This window comes from Methylobacterium sp. WL19, from assembly GCF_008040005.1.
Lineage (GTDB): Bacteria > Pseudomonadota > Alphaproteobacteria > Rhizobiales > Beijerinckiaceae > Methylobacterium > Methylobacterium bullatum.
On the sequence record NZ_VRVC01000107.1, the window covers coordinates 1 to 17620 of the forward strand.

Annotated in this window: 11 protein-coding genes; 7 read left to right on the top strand and 4 right to left on the bottom strand. The window is 68.1% G+C overall.

Features of this window, described 5'->3' with window-relative positions; translation table 11 throughout:
- Positions 1–641: 641 nt before the first annotated feature.
- Entirely contained in the window at positions 642–2675 is a 2034-nt protein-coding gene (locus tag FV220_RS18725) for a M23 family metallopeptidase (RefSeq protein WP_246689490.1), read from the top strand.
- An 11-nt stretch (positions 2676–2686) separates the two neighbouring features.
- On the opposite strand, the gene gluQRS is transcribed toward FV220_RS18725, so the two are convergent.
- On the bottom strand, positions 2687–3553 hold the full coding sequence (gene gluQRS, locus FV220_RS18730; RefSeq protein WP_147832843.1) for a tRNA glutamyl-Q(34) synthetase GluQRS: 867 nt from the start codon (positions 3551–3553) through the stop codon (positions 2687–2689).
- A gap of 346 nt (positions 3554–3899) precedes the next feature.
- A complete protein-coding gene (locus tag FV220_RS18740) occupies positions 3900–5963 on the bottom strand; it encodes an ATP-binding protein (RefSeq protein WP_147832844.1) in 2064 nt (687 codons plus the stop codon).
- 318 nt (positions 5964–6281) lie between these two features.
- Here FV220_RS18740 and trpA point away from each other — a divergent pair, with 318 nt between their 5' ends.
- The 4 genes from trpA to FV220_RS18760 all read left to right on the top strand — a co-directional run bounded on the left by trpA (position 6282) and on the right by FV220_RS18760 (position 10626).
- Positions 6282–7148 (top strand): tryptophan synthase subunit alpha, encoded by an 867-nt coding sequence (trpA, locus tag FV220_RS18745; protein WP_056142868.1) that lies wholly within the window; start codon positions 6282–6284, stop codon positions 7146–7148.
- Positions 7149–7230: 82 nt separating this feature from the next.
- Positions 7231–8133 carry an acetyl-CoA carboxylase, carboxyltransferase subunit beta gene (gene accD / locus FV220_RS18750; protein ID WP_056142865.1) on the top strand — a complete coding sequence of 301 codons (903 nt, stop codon included), beginning with the start codon at positions 7231–7233 and terminating at the stop codon, positions 8131–8133.
- 28 nt (positions 8134–8161) lie between these two features.
- A complete protein-coding gene (locus tag FV220_RS18755; RefSeq protein WP_056142861.1) occupies positions 8162–9487 on the top strand; it encodes a folylpolyglutamate synthase/dihydrofolate synthase family protein in 1326 nt (441 codons plus the stop codon).
- 317 nt (positions 9488–9804) lie between these two features.
- Positions 9805–10626 (top strand): porin family protein, encoded by an 822-nt coding sequence (locus tag FV220_RS18760; RefSeq protein ID WP_147832845.1) that lies wholly within the window; start codon positions 9805–9807, stop codon positions 10624–10626.
- Between the two features lie 170 nt (positions 10627–10796).
- Here FV220_RS18760 and trxA read toward each other — a convergent pair whose 3' ends face one another.
- Positions 10797–11117 carry a thioredoxin gene (gene trxA, locus FV220_RS18765; RefSeq protein WP_018042110.1) on the bottom strand — a complete coding sequence of 107 codons (321 nt, stop codon included), beginning with the start codon at positions 11115–11117 and terminating at the stop codon, positions 10797–10799.
- Positions 11118–11510: 393 nt separating this feature from the next.
- Between trxA and FV220_RS18770 the strand changes: the two genes are divergently transcribed.
- Positions 11511–12785, top strand: coding sequence for a PQQ-dependent sugar dehydrogenase (locus FV220_RS18770; protein ID WP_147832846.1), 1275 nt, complete (start codon positions 11511–11513; stop codon positions 12783–12785).
- On the opposite strand, the gene addA is transcribed toward FV220_RS18770, so the two are convergent.
- On the bottom strand, positions 12775–16245 hold the full coding sequence (addA, locus tag FV220_RS18775) for a double-strand break repair helicase AddA (protein ID WP_147832847.1): 3471 nt from the start codon (positions 16243–16245) through the stop codon (positions 12775–12777). The genes FV220_RS18770 and addA overlap by 11 nt on opposite strands.
- A gap of 103 nt (positions 16246–16348) precedes the next feature.
- On the opposite strand from addA, the gene dmeF reads away from it, so the two are divergent.
- Positions 16349–17326 carry a CDF family Co(II)/Ni(II) efflux transporter DmeF gene (dmeF, locus tag FV220_RS18780; RefSeq protein ID WP_147832848.1) on the top strand — a complete coding sequence of 326 codons (978 nt, stop codon included), beginning with the start codon at positions 16349–16351 and terminating at the stop codon, positions 17324–17326.
- The last annotated feature ends 294 nt before the right edge of the window (positions 17327–17620 follow it).

Below are 17620 nucleotides of genomic sequence, written 5' to 3' on the forward strand. Positions count from 1 at the left end.
TCCGGTGGAGCGCCTCAGCGGTGGGGGCCGTCTAAGCCACCCAAATCACCCTGTCAACCCCGGCAATCCAGCAAAACCAGATCACATAGAACCAACACCAGACAACAAAAACAGACGATCACCCAGCTAACCAGCCGGATCATCCATCCGATCATCATCCAGAAGACACAAACGCCAGCCCGCCGAACCGAAGTCCCCGCTGGCCGCCGCCGATGAACAGGCTTCTAGAGGCCCTTCATCGAACCGTCAATGCCAAAATCGCAAAGCTGATCGATTTTCGCGACAAACACATGACGCCACAACATAACTCATTGCCGGCAAACAAGGATTTCGCGCTTCGTGAACCTCGCCCCGGCTCGCGGTCTCCAGATTGACCGAGGTCAGGAGCCCCTCTGACGTAGAGCGGCGCGCCAGCCTTCGCCCAGCGATCTTCCATTCCGCCCGCGCTTTCCCGCGTGCATGGAAACATTCCCTCTCCCGAGGCGCCTCAATGTCGACATGCTCGACTTCGACATGTCGACCACCGGCCGATACCATCGGTCGTCGCTCATGGTGCGCCGTCCCTCGCGAAACGAGATCCGGCCCTCTGAAGAGAAGAGATACGCTTGCGAGGGAACACCGTGGCGCGCGGCCGGCTCAGGATCGGAGCTCCGACGAACAGCACCGACTCCCATCCAGGCCGAGCCGCCGACCCGCCTCTCGATCTGTTCCTCACCGATTCCGCCCAGATCGATCGACGTGAGGTCAACCTGCGCTGGCTCTGTGCCAGTGCGTTGACCGGGCTGACCGGGGCCGGTCTCATCGGAGCCGCGATCTACGTGTCGTTACAGGGCGACGTCTCTTTCGCCGCGGTTCCGGAACATGCGGAGATCATGGTGCGCTCCGCGCCGAACGACGACGTCGCGAACATCGCGCGCAAGGGCGACCGGCTCGTCCGCAACCTGATGATCGCGTCGGCCAAACAGACGTTCCGCTCGCCGGTGACCGTGCGCTTGGGAGACCGCGAGATCATCAAGGTCCGGCCTTTCGTACGGATCTCGACGGCGCTCTCCATGTCGACAGGCGTCTTCTCCGCCGAGGTGCCGCGATTCGACCCGATGAAATTCGTGTCCAGCGAACCGCTCGAACGGGCGACGGAAGCGAGCGCGGCCGATGCTCCCGGCGCGGAGGTGACCGTCATCAAGCGTGATCTCACCACGATGCCGATCGAGGCGAACACGCCCGCCCTCGGCGATGACGCCGTGACCGCCCAGGTCGAAGAGGAAAAGCGGCTGGCCGCGGAGGCCGGACGACGCACGGCGCTTCCCATCGCGCCGCAAATGATGTTGTCGCGGGCGCTCCAGCAGGGTATCGCGGCTCCGGATTTCGGCGGGATCGCCCCCCCGTCCGGCGATGCGAGCCCCTTCAAGTCCATCGACGTCCTCGTGGTGCCGGAGAACGTCACCAATCTCGCGAAGACGAGCCTCCGGCAGGGCGAGACGCCGCTGGTGGAAGACTGCGACGTGGCGATCAAGCGCGGCGAGACCCTCGAAGCGCTGCTGAAGGCCACGGGCCAGGCCAGCGACGAGCAGATCAAGGGGATCGTCGCGGCTCTCGGCGGGCGGGCACGCGTCGGCGACCTCGCCGAAGGCCAACAGTTCCGCGTCCAGATCGCACCGGGTCCGAAGCCCGGAGATCCCCGGCAGGTGACTCGGGTCGTCCTGTATGGCGAGAACGGCGTCGAGGGAATCGCCGCCATCAACGATCGCGGCGCCTTCGTCTCGGTCGCGCAGGCGGTGGAAGACAAGGCGGCGCGCAAGGCGCCCGCCGCGTCGGAATCCGGAGACGACGACGAGGACGAGGATGGCGGTTCGGGCCCTCGTCTCTATCAGAGCCTCTATGAGACGGCAGCACGGCACGATCTGCCGCGCGCGACCGTGGAAGATATCGTGCGGATCTTCAGCTACGACATCGACTTCCAGCGCCGCATCGCGAGCGGCGACAGTCTCGATGTCTTCTATACGTACGACGAGGAAGGCGGTCAGGCCGCGCTCGACCGGCCGGAACTGTTGTACGCGTCGCTCAACCTCGGCGGCGAGGTGCGAAAGGTCTACCGTTTCCAGTCGCCGGACGACGGCTCCATCGATTATCTCGACGAGCAGGGCCGCTCCCTCAAAAAATTCCTGATCCGCAAGCCCATCGCCGACGGCATCATGCGCTCGGGCTTCGGTTACCGGCGCCATCCGATCCTCGGCTATGCCAAGCTCCATACCGGCGTGGATTGGGCCAACCCGATCGGTACGCCCATCGTCGCCGCCGGCAACGGCAGCGTCATCAAGGCGGAATGGGATTCGGGCTATGGCCGCCGGGTCGAGCTCCAGCACATCAACGGCTACGTCACCACCTACAACCACATGTCGCGCTTCGCCCGGGGTGTGACGGCGGGGGCCAAGGTGCGCCAAGGCCAGGTGATCGGCTATGTCGGTTCCACCGGCCTCTCCACCGGCGCGCACCTGCATTACGAGGTCATCATCAACGGCCATTTCGTCGACCCGATGAAGATCCGCGTGCCGCGCGGACGCGAACTCGACGGGCGGATGCTCACCGAGTTCACGCGCCAGCGCGAGCAGATCGAGACCACGCTGCAGAAATCCCGAGCCGGCGTCGCCATGGCCCAGCGCGACGCCCCGCGCTGAGCCCCCTCCCCTCACCCGAATCCGAGCCGGCGGCGGATCTCCGCCGGGGTGACGCCCCGAGCCCTCAGATCGCCGAGGGATTCCGAGCCGCGCGATTTGGCGAGCTTCGTCCCGTCGGGGCCGAGGATCAGGGCGTGGTGATGATAGGCCGGGCACTCAAGACCGAGCAGGGCCTGAAGCAGGACATGCAGGTCGGTCGAGGCCGCGAGGTCCGCTCCGCGAACCACGTGGCTGATGTCCTGGGCGGCATCGTCGACCACCACGGACAGGTGGTAGCTCGTCGGCACGTCGCGCCGCGCGATCGGCGCATCGCCCCAGCGGGCGGGATCGGCGACGTGGCTCGTCTCCAGGCAATCGGCGTCGAGGCAGGAAAAGCGGTGCGGCCCCGGAGCCTGCGCGAGGGCGCGGTTCATGTCGAGCCGCCAGCTATGCGGCAGACCGGCCGCGATATGTGACGCCCGCTCATCCTGGGAAAGGACGCGGCACGTGCCGGGATAGTGAGGCGCCCCGTCCGGATCGCGGGGCGGCTCCGGCCCGGCGGCCGCGATCACGGCGGCGCGGCTACAGAAGCAGGGATAGACGAGGCCGCGCGAGCGGAGTGCGTCGATGGCACGGCGATAGGCCGGAAAATGCTCGGATTGGCGCCGGACGGAACCGCCGAACCCGATCCCGAGCCAAGCGAGATCGTCCGCGATGGCGGCGATCAGGTCCGGGCGCGAGCGCACCGGATCGATATCCTCGATCCGCAGGATGAGGTCGCCGCCGAGCCGCGCGGCGAACAGCTCGTTCACCAGGGCGGAATAGGCGTGCCCGAGATGGAGGCGCCCGTTGGGGCTCGGCGCGAAGCGAAGGCGGATCGGAACGGACGACCCGGTCATCCCCCGGAATGGCGCCGGCACAGCTCTGCTTTGGGAACGCAGGCGATACCCGGCATGGAGCAGGCTATCCCCTCCCCGTAGCGCCGACAGACCGTGCAGCCGTCGCTCCACTCGGCGCAGGACGCATCGGCTGCCGGAGAAACCGGTCCTGAACGCCCGTGCGAAGAGGGCGCGAACGTGCCGATCAGGACGGTGACCACCACGACGGCCGCCACGGCCAAGGCCACGAGACCATCCCTGCTCTGCGATGTCGGCACGGGTGCCGCGGCATCCGATGGTGGCGAGGTTGGTGCGCGCATGGCCCGTGTTCGCTCGCTCGCCGCGCCCTGTCAACGCGAATTGCCTCTCAGGCCACGGTGACGACACGGCGTTCGAGGAGGGCGGGCAAGGCCTTGAGGTCGAGGGGTTTTGCCAGGAATTCGTCGAACCCGGCCTCCCGCGCGGCCAATTCGTCCTCGCGACCGGTATTGGCGGTGAGCGCCACCAGCCGGAGCGGCGCGCGATGGTGCTCGGCCTCGCTGGCACGCAGCCGCCGCGCCGTTTCCAGCCCATCGATTCCCGGCATGCGGATGTCGATGAGGGCGAGGTCGAACCGGGATGCGGGATGGTCGAGCCGAGCCAGCGCCTCAGACCCGTCCCGCGCCAGAACCACCGTCGCACCGAGACGCTCCAGAGCCCTGGTGGCCAGCAGGGCGTTGATCGGGTTGTCCTCGGCGAGAAGCACGTGGACGCCCGCCCCCGCGCGCGCGCCGTCCTTGTCCGCCGGGATCGCGCCGTCGTCGGGCACCGGTTTCGGCGCGGGGCCGGTCGCTTCCACCGAGGAGCTCGGCGCCAGCAGCCTGTCGAACAGTGAGCGCGCCCGGACCGGCTTGATCAGGTAGCTGTCGAAGCCCGCCGCCCCCGGCGCACCGAATTCCCGCCGATCGAAGGGGGACAGCAGAATGAGGCTGCAGCGCACGCCGCGCCGCCTGGCTTCCGCCGCGAGGCTGCGCACGCTCGCGTCGCCGAGGGCGCGATCGGCGATCACCGCATCGAAGGGCACGCCCGACAGCGTATCGAGCCCGGCCTCGACGGTCGGCACCACCACCGCCGACGCGCCGGACCGGGACAGGCGCCGGGCGAGGAACGGCGCCTGATAGGGAGAATCGGCGACGATCAGGATCTTCCGCCCCTGCAGCGAGACGGGCGGCAGCGCATCCTCCGACGCAGCGCCGACCGGCAGGGGCAAGTGGACTGTGAAGGTGCTGCCCTGGCCGACGACCGAGCGCGCGTCGATGTGTCCCCCCATCCGCGAGGCGAGGCGCCGGCTGATGGCGAGACCGAGCCCGGTTCCCTCATGGCGCGTGCTGGCGCTGTTGTCGCCCTGCTCGAATTCCTCGAACAGGATCGGGATGCGCGCGGCGGGGATACCCGCCCCCGTATCCGAGACCGCCAGGACGATCTCCTGCGCGACCCATGTCACCGTGACGCCGACCCCGCCCTGATTGGTGAACTTGATGGCGTTGCCCGCGAGATTGACCACGATCTGCCGGACACGGTCCGCATCGCCGATGAATTCGGACGGCACGTCGTCGGCGACGTCGATGGCGATCTCGATGCCCTTGTCCTGGGCGCGGGGCGCCAGGAGTTCGACCACGCCTTCCACCACCGCCCGGAGATCGAAGGGTTCGGCCGACAGGTCGAGGCGTCCCGCCTCGATCCGCGAGAAATCGAGGATGCCGTCGATGAGGGTCAGCAAGGCCCGGCCCGACGTGTGCACCGCCTCCACGTAGGTCCGCTGCTCGGCATCGAGGCCGGTCTCGAGGACGAGGTCGGCCATGCCGAGAATGCCGTTCAACGGCGTGCGGAACTCGTGGCTGACGGTGGCGAGAAAGCGCGACTTGGCGACGTTGGCCGCTTCGGCGCGGTGGAGCGCCTCGTCGAGAGAGCGGGCGGATTCGATCCGTTCGGTGATGTCCGAGCCCGCCCGCAGCCATTGCGTGCGTCCTCCGGGACCGGTGACGCGCATCTCGATGAAGGAGAACCAGCGCGGAATGCCGTCGACGGGGCGCACCTGCATCTCGACACGGCTGACGCCGTCGGATTGCTGTTGCCGAGGCCCCTGGTCCAGGATTTCGAGGTCCGCCGTCGAGCCGAGCAGCGTCAGCGGTTCGACCCCGAAGAGACGCCCGAATCCATCGTTGGCGAAGGTGATGCGCCCTTGCGTGTCCCGCTGGACGATGACGTCGGTGGTCGCCTCCACGAGCGCGCGGTAGCGCTCCTCGCTCTCGGACATCCGCCAGATGCTGTCCTGGAGACGTTCGACCTCGGACGCGTCGCCTGCCGGCCGTCGCAGGCCTCGGGCGACCAGGCTCGCCGTGGCCAGGACCGCGAACAGGGTGATGGCGAGAGCGACCTCCAGGGTGATCATCGACCTCTCCGTGGGGCGGCCCGAGCGGATCGCCGCAGGGCGAACCGCCGCGCAGACTGGCGATGACGCCGAGGTTCCCGCTCCCACTCCATTCCTGTCACTCGCATGTGAGATTGAAGGACGGCTTTCGAAAGGAGCTTAAGGCTTCCTTGCCGCGACGGACGACCTCCCTCGCCCCGCATCGGTGCCGTCACGCTCATAGCCGATGCCGGACAGCTTGGCGCGCCGCGCTTCACGGGCAGGCCGCGATGGTGTAGGCGCGACGGCTTGTACCTGGGCCGTCCCTCCCCCGAGGCCAGGCCGCGAGACGCAGGCACCATGACCTTTTCTTCGTCAGAGACCTCTTCGCAGCCGGACACCGCCGGTTCCACGAAGACACGCATCGAGGCCACCTTCGCCCGCTGCCGCGCGGAGAAGCGCGCCGCCCTCGTGACCTACGTCATGGCCGGCGACCCCGATGCCGAGACCTCCCTGAAGGTCCTCCGGGCGCTGCCGCAGGCCGGCGCCGACATCGTCGAGTTCGGCCTTCCCTTCACCGACCCGATGGCGGACGGGCCGGCGATCCAGGCGGCGGCCTTGCGCGCCCTCGCGGGCGGCCAGGATCTGGTCAAGACCCTCGACCTCGTCCGCCGTTTCCGGGAGGACAATTCCGGAACCCCGGTGATCCTGATGGGATATTACAACCCGATCCATGCCTACGGCGTCGACCGGTTCCTCGACGACGCCGTCGCGGCGGGGATCGACGGGCTCATCGTCGTCGACCTGCCGCCGGAGGAGGACGACGAACTCTGCCTGCCGGCCCTGGCCAAGGGCCTGGCCTTCATCCGGCTGGCGACTCCCACCACCGACGAGCGCCGCCTCCCCGCCGTCCTCGCGAACACGGCCGGTTTCGTCTATTATGTGTCGATCAACGGCATCACCGGCACGGCGACACCCGATTTCGGTCGGGTGGCCGAGGCGGTGGGCCGGATCCGCAGCCATACGGACCTGCCCGTGGTGGTCGGCTTCGGCGTCCGGACGGGCGTCCAGGCCGCCGCGATCGCCAAGGGCGCGGACGGGGTGGTCGTCGGCTCCGCCCTCGTGGATGTGATCCACCGGGCGGTGGTGGACGGCCGGGACGCCGCCGAGACGGTGAGCGAACTGGTGCGCGAACTGGCCGAGGGCGTGCGCGGCCGGACCGCCTGAGAGAACCACACCGGAACGATCCGTCCGCGAGCCGATCCCCGGCTCATCCGAGACCCCTTCCCTCAAGAACGGTCAGTCGACGATGGTTGAACCCATGAACTGGATCTCGGAGGTCGTGCGCCCCAGGATCAAGACCCTGTTCAAGCGCGAGACGCCCGAGAATCTGTGGGTCAAATGCCCGGATAGCGGGCAGATGGTGTTCCACAAGGAGGTGGAGGGAAACCACTGGGTCATCCCGGGGTCCGAGCATCATCTGAAGATGAGCGCGCAGGCGCGCCTGAAGATGATGTTCGACGAGGGCACCTGGATCGACGTGCCCCTGCCGGAGGTGGCCGCCGACCCGCTCAAGTTCCGTGACGAGAAGCGCTATGCCGACCGCCTGAAGGACGCCCGTGCCAAGACCGGGATGCCCGACGCCTTCAAGATCGGCTTCGGCCGGGTCTCGGGAATGCCGATGACGCTGGCGGTGCAGGATTTCGCCTTCATGGCCGGCTCCCTCGGCATGGCGGCGGGTGAGGCCTTCGTGCGCGGCGCCGAGACGGCGCTGGACAAGCGCACGCCCTACATTCTGTTCTCGGCCTCCGGCGGCGCACGCATGCAGGAGGGCATCCTGTCGCTCATGCAGATGCCGCGCACGACGGTGGCCGTGCGCCGGCTGAAAGCGGCGAAACTCCCCTACATCGTGGTGCTCACCAACCCGACCACGGGCGGCGTCACCGCTTCCTACGCCATGCTGGGGGACGTCCATCTCGCCGAGCCCGGCGCCCTGATCTGCTTTGCCGGGCCGCGCGTCATCGAACAGACGATCCGCGAGAAACTGCCCGACGGGTTCCAGCGCGCCGAGTATCTGCAGGAACACGGAATGGTCGATCAGGTCGTGCACCGGCATGCCCTGAAGGACACGATCTCACGACTCTGCGGCTTGCTGATGAACCAGCCTGCGGCGGCACCGGCCGGCGCGGGCGCCGTTGCCGAGCCGGCCTGAGCCCACACGCTATACGGCGAGCCGATCCATGGATTCCTCCGACGCGCTGATGGCCCGCTTCCTGGCCCTTCATCCTCGCACGATCGACCTGTCGCTGGGCCGGATCCAGCGCCTGCTCGAACGGCTCGGGCACCCGGAACGCAAGCTGCCTCCGGTCATTCATGTGGCCGGCACCAACGGCAAGGGCTCGACCATCGCCTTCATGCGGGCGATTCTCGAAGCCGGCGGCCTCGCTGCGCATGTCTACACCTCGCCCCACCTCGTGCGCTTCCACGAGCGCATCCGCATCGGTGCGGTGGGGGGCGGCAGCTATGTGCCCGAGGACCAGCTCGCCGACGCCCTCGCCCGCTGCGAGGCATCCAATGCGGGCGAGCCGATCACGGTGTTCGAGATCACCACCGCCGCGGCCTTCCTCCTGTTCTCGGAGACCCCGGCCGACGTGCTCCTGCTCGAAGTGGGGCTCGGCGGCCGGGTCGACGCCACCAACGTGATCGACAATCCCGCGGCCGCCGTCGTCACGCCGATCGGGCGCGACCATGCGGAGTATCTCGGCGACACCGTCGAAGCGGTGGCGACCGAGAAGGCGGGCATCTTCAAGCGCGGTTGCCCGGCGATCATCGCCGCCCAGGATTACAAAGAGGCGGATTCGGTGCTCTGCCGCATCGCCGAGGAGATCGGAGCCACGCCGATCCGGGTCGGGAACCAGGATTTCTCGGTCCATGCCGAGCGCGGCCGCATCGTCTACCAGGACGAGCTCGACCTGTTCGACCTGCCCCAGCCCCGCCTCAACGGACGGCATCAGTTCACCAACGCCGCCACCGCCATCGCGGCCCTGCGCGCGGCCGGTTTCGGCGATATCGGAGTGGAGGCCATCGAGACCGGCCTCAACAAGGTCGAATGGCCGGGCCGCCTCCAGCGGCTCACCCGCGGCCGCCTGTCCGACATGGCACCGAACGATGCGGAGCTCTGGCTCGATGGCGGCCACAATATCGATGGCGGTCGTATTCTCGCGACCGCGATGGCGGATCTCGGCGAGCGCAGCGACGTGCCGCTGATCCTGGTGGTGGGCCTTCTCGGCACGAAGGACGCGGAAGGCTTCCTGCGTAACTTCGTTGGGCTGGCGCGACACCTGATCGCGGTCCCGATCGGAGGCCAGATGGCGGCGCGGCCGGCCGAGGAGGTCGCCCAGATCGCCGCCGATGTGGGGCTCACCGCCTATGTGGCCTCCAGCGTCGAGGCTGCCCTGGAGAGCCTCTCCGACATCGCCTTCGAGCGGCCGCCGCGTATCCTGATCTGCGGTTCGCTCTATCTCGCGGGCAACGTCCTCACCGCCAACGGTACGCCTCCGACCTGATCGCGTCGGGTGGGAGGCCGTCTCCTGGCGGAAGGCAAGTGATTCTGCCGGACGAGTCCTTGCCCTCGTCGAACAGGGTTACCGCATCGTTTGTCTTGGACAACCATGCCGGACGAGGGTCTCCGGCATCGGCCGGACGTGACGAACACAGCGTCCTTGCTTAGGATCGGCGGACGACACATCGCGACAATCCCCGCTTTTCACCGGACCGGCCACACTTGTGGCATCGGATATCGAGTGTGGCTCCTGCGCTACATCTCGACTGCCCGAAATCGACTAGTTTGATTGTGGATCGGGCAACTCGCTGGGGATCAACGATGAAAAAGCTTCTTACCTCTTTCGCGGCCTTCACGGCCCTCACTGCAGCGGCAACCGCCGCCGACCTTCCGCGTCGCGCTGCGCCGCCGGTCTTCGTGCCGGTGCCGGTGTTCACCTGGACGGGCGCTTACTTCGGTATCAACGCCGGTTACGGCTTCGACGCCGGTAGCGACAGCAACCGTTACAACCTCCCGGCCGGCTCCGTGCTGAACTCGGGCACCACCAATGGTGTCCTGTCGGTCGGCAACGGCAACAACACCGAAGGCTTCGTCGGCGGTGGCCAGGTCGGCTACAACTACCAGTTCACCCCGGGCGCGGGCCTGGTCGTCGGTCTCGAAGCTGACGCTCAGTACACCGATTTCAGCAACCGTTCGCGTCTGTTCCCCGGTTCGGCTGTCAGCTTCACCGGCACCCCGGGCGTTGCTGGTGGCTCCGCTGTCCGGACCCCCGGTAGCGAGATGAACTTCTTCGGTACGGTTCGCGGCCGCGTCGGTTACGCCTTCGACCGCGTCCTGTTCTACGGCACCGGCGGCTTCGCCTACGGCGACGGCGGCACCGGCCGCGACGATTTCCGCACCGGCTACACCGCTGGTGGCGGCATCGAGTACGCCATGCCCGTCGACTCGTTCCTGAACTTCTTCCGCTCTTCGGCCGTGACGCTGAAGGTCGAAGGTCTCTATGTGAACCTCGAGCAGGATGGCCGCGGCGCCCGCTCCGTCTACAACCCGGCCACGAACGTGCTCACGCTCAGCCCCTCGGCTCGTGAGACCGAGTTCGCCGTCGTCCGCGCCGGTCTGAACTACAAGTTCGGCTCGTACTAAGCCGATACGTCGCAACGTCGACACAGGTCTCGAAACGGAGAAGCCCGGCCTCATGGCCGGGTTTTTTCGTTTCCGAACCATGGTCCGCACCGGCCGGTGCGCACCACCGGACATAAAAAAAGCCCGGCCTTCCGAGGCCGGGCTTTTTCACGATGGTCGATCGCGAGCGTTCAGGCGCTGGCCTGGATCCAGCGGGAGAGATCGCCCTTCGGCGCCGCGCCGACCTTCTGGCTGGCGAGTTCACCGCCCTTGAAGATCAGGAGGGTGGGAATCGAGCGGATGCCGTATTTGGCGGCGATACCGGGATTCTCGTCCACGTTGACCTTGGCGATCTTCACGCGACCCTGCATGTCGGCCGAGATCTCTTCGAGGGCCGGGCCGATCTGACGGCAGGGGCCGCACCATTCCGCCCAGAAATCCACGACCACGGGCTCGGCGGACTTGAGAACGTCCTGCTCGAAGCTCGCGTCGGTCACTTTTACCGTCGCCATTGCGATCCCTTTCTCATTGCACGGTCGGCGAGACGAGGCCTGCGCCGGCTTGAGAGCGAGAGTTGGCGACGTGAACCGGGACGGTCAAGGCGTAAGATGCCAAGGGCGGGACAGCCGTTCGATTCTCGCATGCATCATCCACCGCTCTTCATCCACCGCTCTCATGCGAGACCGCCCCGGCCGCCTGTCCCCCGCATGATTCCCGTTGCCCCTCGCCAAAGCCGTCGCTTCGCCCCATCTCCCAGCGTGACCGGCAATCCTCGCGGCGAGCGTCCCAGCACGCATGCCCATGATGAGCCGGTGCCATACGGGCTCGGCCGCCATCCGGCGATCGAGCCCCGAAACAGGCCGAGAGCCGGTGCCCTCAACGCCGGCCATGGAGGACATCACCACGTGACGCGCATCTCTCCGACCTTGCTTGCCTCCTTCGCCGCCCTGAGCCTCGGCACCGGTGCGTTCGCCCAGGATGGCAAATCCGGAACGCCTCAGCCGCGGATCGGGGGCGAGTCCTTCGCAGCGCCCCAGAACGAGGCCACGGGCGGGGAGCCCGCCGAAACGGCGCCCGCGAATACGGGCTACAAACCCCTGCTGCCCAACCAGACCCGCGCGCCGAAGCCCCTCGAAGCCACCAAGGTCCAGAGCACCGTCGTCGCCAAGGGCCTCGACAGTCCCTGGGCCATGGAGTTCCTGCCGGATGGCCGCATGCTGGTCACGGAGAAGGCCGGGAAGCTGCGCATCGTCGCCAAGGACGGCACGGTCGGCCAGCCCATCGCCGGCGTGCCGAAAGTGGATGCGCGGGGCCAGGGCGGTCTGCTCGACGTGGCCCTGAGCCCGAGCTTCGTCTCCGACCGTCTGATTTATGTCAGCTACTCCGAGCCGCGCGACAAGGGGAACGGCACGACGGTCGCCCGCGCCAAGCTCATCGAGGAGAAGGATGGCGGTCGTCTCGACGAGGTGAAGGTCATCTTCCGCCAGACGCCGTCCTACGAGGGCGACAAGCATTTCGGCTCCCGCCTCGTCTTCGCGCCGGACGGCAAGCTGTTCGTCACCGTGGGCGAGCGCTCGGACAAGGGACCGCGCGTCCAGGCCCAGGACCTTACCAGCGGCCTCGGCAAGGTCTTCCGGATCGACACCGACGGCAATGCGCCGAAGGACAACCCGTTCACGGGCGGCGAGAAGGCCAAACCCGAAATCTGGTCCTACGGGCACCGCAACATCCAGTCCGCCGCCATCGATGGCCAGGGGCGCCTCTGGACCGTCGAGCACGGCCCGCGCGGCGGCGACGAACTCAATCGCCCCCGGCCGGGTTTGAACTACGGCTGGCCGGAAGTGACCTACGGCATCGAGTATAGCGGCGAGAAGATCGGCGAGGGAAAGACCCAGGCGGGCGGCACGGTCCAGCCGGTCTATTACTGGGATCCGGTGATCGGCCCGTCCGGCATGGCACTCTATACCGGCACCCTGTTCCCCGCCTGGAAGGACGCTTTCCTCGTCGGTGGACTCGTGAGCGGCGGCATCGTCGCGTTGAAGCTCGACGGCGACAAGGTGGTCACCGAGGAGCGCATCCCCCTCGATCACCGTATCCGCGACGTGAGGGTCGCCGGCGATGGCGCGGTCTATGCCGTGACGGACGGCCCGGACGGACAGATCCTCAAGCTCACGCCGTAATCGCGGTGTGAGCCGGGCGGGCGGAGAGTGAGGCGAGCGCCGACGCGATGTCGGCCTCGCCGAGATGGCGGATGACCGGACCGGACGTCCAGACCAGCATCGCTTCGACAGGGCGCCCCGGATAGATGTCCCGCAGGAGCGCCACGTAGAGGGCGATCTGCGCCGCCTCGTCTTCGGGAATGGGAGCACGGTCGGATGGCGGCCGGCTCGTCTTGAAATCCGCCACGACGATCCGTTCGGGGCGGATACTCAGGCGATCGACCCGTCCGAAGACCGGTCGCGACACGCCCCCGACGCCGACATGTCCCGAGATCGTGACCTCGGCCCTCGCATCGCCGTCGAAGAGCACGGCGAGGGCGGGATCGTTGACGAGGTTCAGAACATCCGAAACCAGCCGGTCCTGGTCCGCCGCCGGAAGCGACGGCGCCCGCGCCTTCACGAAGGCGGAGGCCGCGCTCGCTCGCTGATGGGGATCGAGGCGCGGAAGATGTTCGATGAGCGAGTGGATCAGGATGCCGCGACGGCGGGCCTGCGGGTTGGCCTGCCGCCTCGGCACCGTGCGCTGACCATCCGCGGCGCCAAGGGCTCCGGAGGGACTGACCGGCGGCGCCGCCTCGACCTCCGACCCCGCCGATGTCCTCAACCATCCGGGGATCGACGATGCTGCTTCCGCAGGGGGCGAGGAAGCGGCCACAGCGGGTCGTACAGGTCCGTCCCGCCATAGCAGCACGGGACCGTAGGCGGCCTCGAGGGATTCGCCCGGCCCGAACGCCTGTTCCAGCCCCTTCCGGACCATCTCGCACCAGGCGGTCTCGCCCTGCTCCTCATGGCCGCGATACGGCGCGACGGTGAGACGGTCTGCTGCGCGGGTGAGCGCCACGTAGAGGAGACGGTTGTGTTCCTCGCGGGCGCGGGCCTGATGCGCCTCGCGGGCGGCAGCGACCGCTTGCGTATCCTGAGACTTCGACCCGGCCCAGACCGGCGGCATCGCCTCGTCACGCCCCCCCGGCATGGCGAGCAGATGCGGATCGTTGCGCCCGAGGGGTTCGCAGCCGTCGATCATGACGACGACGGGGGCTTCCAGCCCCTTGGCGCCGTGAATCGTCATCACCCGGACCTCGTCGCGGCCGGATTCGAGATCGCGCTTGACGGTAAGACCATTGGCGCCCCGTCCCGGAGCGATGTCGTAGCGGGTGAGGAAGCCGTCCAGCGAGGGAGCCTCGGAGGCCTGCTCGGCCTCGGCGGCCTTCATCAGAAACACGTCGATGGCGTCCCCCGCCTCGCCACCGAGGCGGGAGACCAGCCGCATCCGCCCCTCATGCGGCCCGAGCAGGCTGGCATAGAATCCGAAAGGCCCGTGCCGGGCCGCCAGGTCGGACCACAGGGTGAGGGCCTCATGCCCGCGTATCGCCGCCGGGTCGCCCGCCGCCGCATGGCGGGCCAGGGCGTCCTCCAGGGTCTCGCTCTCCTCGCGCCGGGCGGCGATGCGGACGAGGTCGTCGTCGTCGAGCCCGACGAGGGGCGTCTTCAGGGCGCCGGCCAGGGTGAGATCGTCGGCGGGCAGCAGGCCGGCGCGGCCGATGGAGACGAGGTCGTTCACCGCGATATGGGCGGTGATGTCCAGGCGGTCCTGGCCCGCCACGGGGACGCCGCAGACCTTCAGGGCACGGATCACCTCCTCGAAGGCGGCGGAGCGCTTGCGCACCAGGATGAGCACGTCGCCGGGACGCCACACGCGCCCGCCTTCGTCGCCGGTGGTGGTCCAAGCCTTCACCGCCCGCGCCACGCGCCGCGCCGTGACGATGGACGGCGCATTGGCCTCCGGTGCGTCGACCGGGGCCGCCCAGGCATCGGGCTCCTCCTCCTGCGCCGGAACCTCGATGGGCCAGATCTCGACCACGCCCGGCGCGTCCCGCCGGGCCGTCTCGTGCGTCGTGCCGACGGCCGCGTCGTCGAAGGACAGGCCCTGGTAATGCTCGGGAACGGCGAAGGTGGCGTCCACCGCGCGCAGGATGCCTTTCGTCGAGCGGAACGACACGTTCAGCGTCACGTCCTCGAAGGCGAGGCCCGCCTGTTTCGAGGCCGCGCGCCATTCGCGATGCACGGTCGCGAACTCGCGCGGCTCGGCCCCCTGGAAACTGTAGATCGACTGCTTCGGGTCACCCACGGCGAAGCGCGTGCGCAGCCCCTCGCGAGCGCCCTCGCCGCTGGCGAAATCGGCCGTGATGCGGCGCAGGATGTCCCATTGGCGCGGGTTGGTGTCCTGCGCCTCGTCCACGAGGACGTGATCGATGCCGCGGTCGAGCTTGTACAGGACCCAGGCGGCGTCCACCCGCGAGAGCAGATCGAGAGCCTTGTGGATCAGGTCGTCGAAATCGAGGGCGCCGAGGCGCGCCTTCTGACGCTCGACCCGCCGGTGGATCTCGGCGACGAGGACGAACAGGGCCTGCGTCCGTTCCAGGGCCTTGGCCGCGCGCAAGGTATCGAACAGGGGATCGAGCCGGTCGCGTTCGGCGAGGAGCGCCTCCTTCACCTCCGCCGGGACGTCTTTCGTGCCGAGACTCCTGTCCGCCTTCGGGGTGCCCTTCTCGGTGAAGAACACCGAACGGTAGAGGTCGAGGCGGGCGGCAGCCTCACAGGTCGCCTCCGCCGCGACCAGCCTGTCGGCGAGCCCCTCGTCTGTGGATTTTCCCGTGCGCAGGCGCTGGGCGAGGCCGCTCCAATCGTCGAGCCCCCCGGTGAGGATGCGGTCGAGGACCGTATCGGCCGTCTCGCCGGCCGAGAGGCCGAGGGAGCGCGACAGGGCGGCGATGGGACCGGAGAGACCGTCCGTCCCGTCAAACGTCGCCTGCGCCCGCATGGCCGCGCGCAGGATCGCGCGGAGCGTATCGCCCGTGGCCTCCGGGCCGACCCGGTCCCAGGCGGAGCGCAGATCGGGGTTGCGGCCGGTCATCGCCAGGGCGAGAACCCGGTCGGTCTCGGCCGCGAACAGGTCGGCGGCCTGGTTCTCGTCGAGCACCTGGAAGCGGGCGGGCACGTTGGCCTCGAACGGGAACATGTGCAGGAGCCGCTCGCAGAGGGCGTGCAGGGTCTCGATCTTGAGGCCGCCCGGTGTCTCCACGGCACGGGCGAACAGGCGCCGTGCCGCCTTCAAGGTCCGGCGTGCCGGAGACTCGCCGGTCAGTTCGGTGAGTTCGGCAGTGAGCGCGGCATCGTCCAGGGTGACCCAGCGGCCCAGGGTCCGGAACACCCGGATCGACATGTTGGCGGCGGCCGCCTTGGTGAAGGTGAGGCAGAGGATGCGGGCGGGCGGCGCCCCGTTCAGCAGCAGGCGCACCACCCGGTCGGTGAGGACCTTCGTCTTTCCCGCCCCCGCATTGGCGGAGACCCAGGCCGAGGCCAGGGGATCGGCGGCGCGGCGCTGGCTCGCCTTGGTGAGATCGTCGACGACGAAGGGCAACCTGTCTGCTCCGGGCTTGGCTCCCTCTCTCCATAGAGAAGGATGATCGCCCCGCCAAAGCACCCTATGTTCGGCTGGACGATTCTTTCAGGACACCCCCTTCATGCACAGCCACAGCATCGAGACCTGGCAGCACCGCCACGATTTCCTCGGACACGCGCATGAGCGCAACGAGCGCCGGACCGTCCTCGTCGTCGGGCTGACCCTGGCGATGATGGTCGCCGAGATCGTCGGCGGGACGGTCTTCGGGTCGATGGCCCTCACCGCCGACGGATGGCACATGTCCACCCATGCGGCCGCCCTCGGCATCGCGGCCCTGGCCTATCGCTTCGCCCGCCTGCATGCCGACGACCCGCGCTTCGCCTTCGGCACCGCCAAGCTCGGCGATCTCGCGGCCTTCGCCAGCGCCATCATCCTCGCCATGATCGCGCTCGCCATCGGCTATGAAAGCGTGCTGCGCCTCAACAGCCCCCAGGCCATCGCCTTCGGCGAAGCCCTGCCGATCGCGATCCTGGGCCTTCTCGTGAACCTCGCCAGCGCCTGGCTGCTCCACGGCGACGGGCACGACCACGCCCATCACCACGACCACGCGCACGATCACGGCCATCACGAGGGGCACGGCCATGGCGACCATGGGGACACCAACTTGCGGGCGGCCTATGTCCACGTCCTGGCCGATGCGCTGACATCGGTACTGGCCATCGCGGCCCTGCTGGCGGGTCGCTATCTCGGCCTCGCCTGGCTCGATCCGGCCATGGGACTGGTGGGCGCGGCGGTCATCGTCGCCTGGTCCTGGACCCTGATCCGCTCCGCCGGCGCGACGCTGCTCGATGCGGTGCCGGATCGGGGGCTCGCTCACTCCGTGCGGACGCGGCTGGAATCGAACGGCGACACGATCACCGATCTCCACCTCTGGCGCCTCGGCCCCGGCCATACCGGCCTGATCGTCTCCCTCGTCTCCGACCACCCGCAGGAACCGGCGATGTACAAGGCGAAGCTGGCCGATCTGGACGGGCTCTCGCACATCACCGTGGAGGCGAATCTCTGCCCGAACCATGGGACGGAACGGATGCCCGGGTGAGGCGCACTGTCCGCGATCCACGGAGTTCATCGGGCGGCATGCCCGGCATTCGGCAGTAAACGGAAGGGCGTTGAGAGTACCGGCGGCATCCGCTCGGCGCTGGGCGTCCGTTGTAGCACGCCATTTGCCATGGCCTCGATCAGGCAGTGGATTGGTGGGGCGATGTAGAAGGCTTGCCTTCCCCCCGCCGCCGAATCGCAAGAGACGTGTCATGTCCAATTAAGCGGATCACGGTTTCATGGACTTGACTGTCATCTATATAACTTTAATCGACAAAAACTATCTATGCTGATA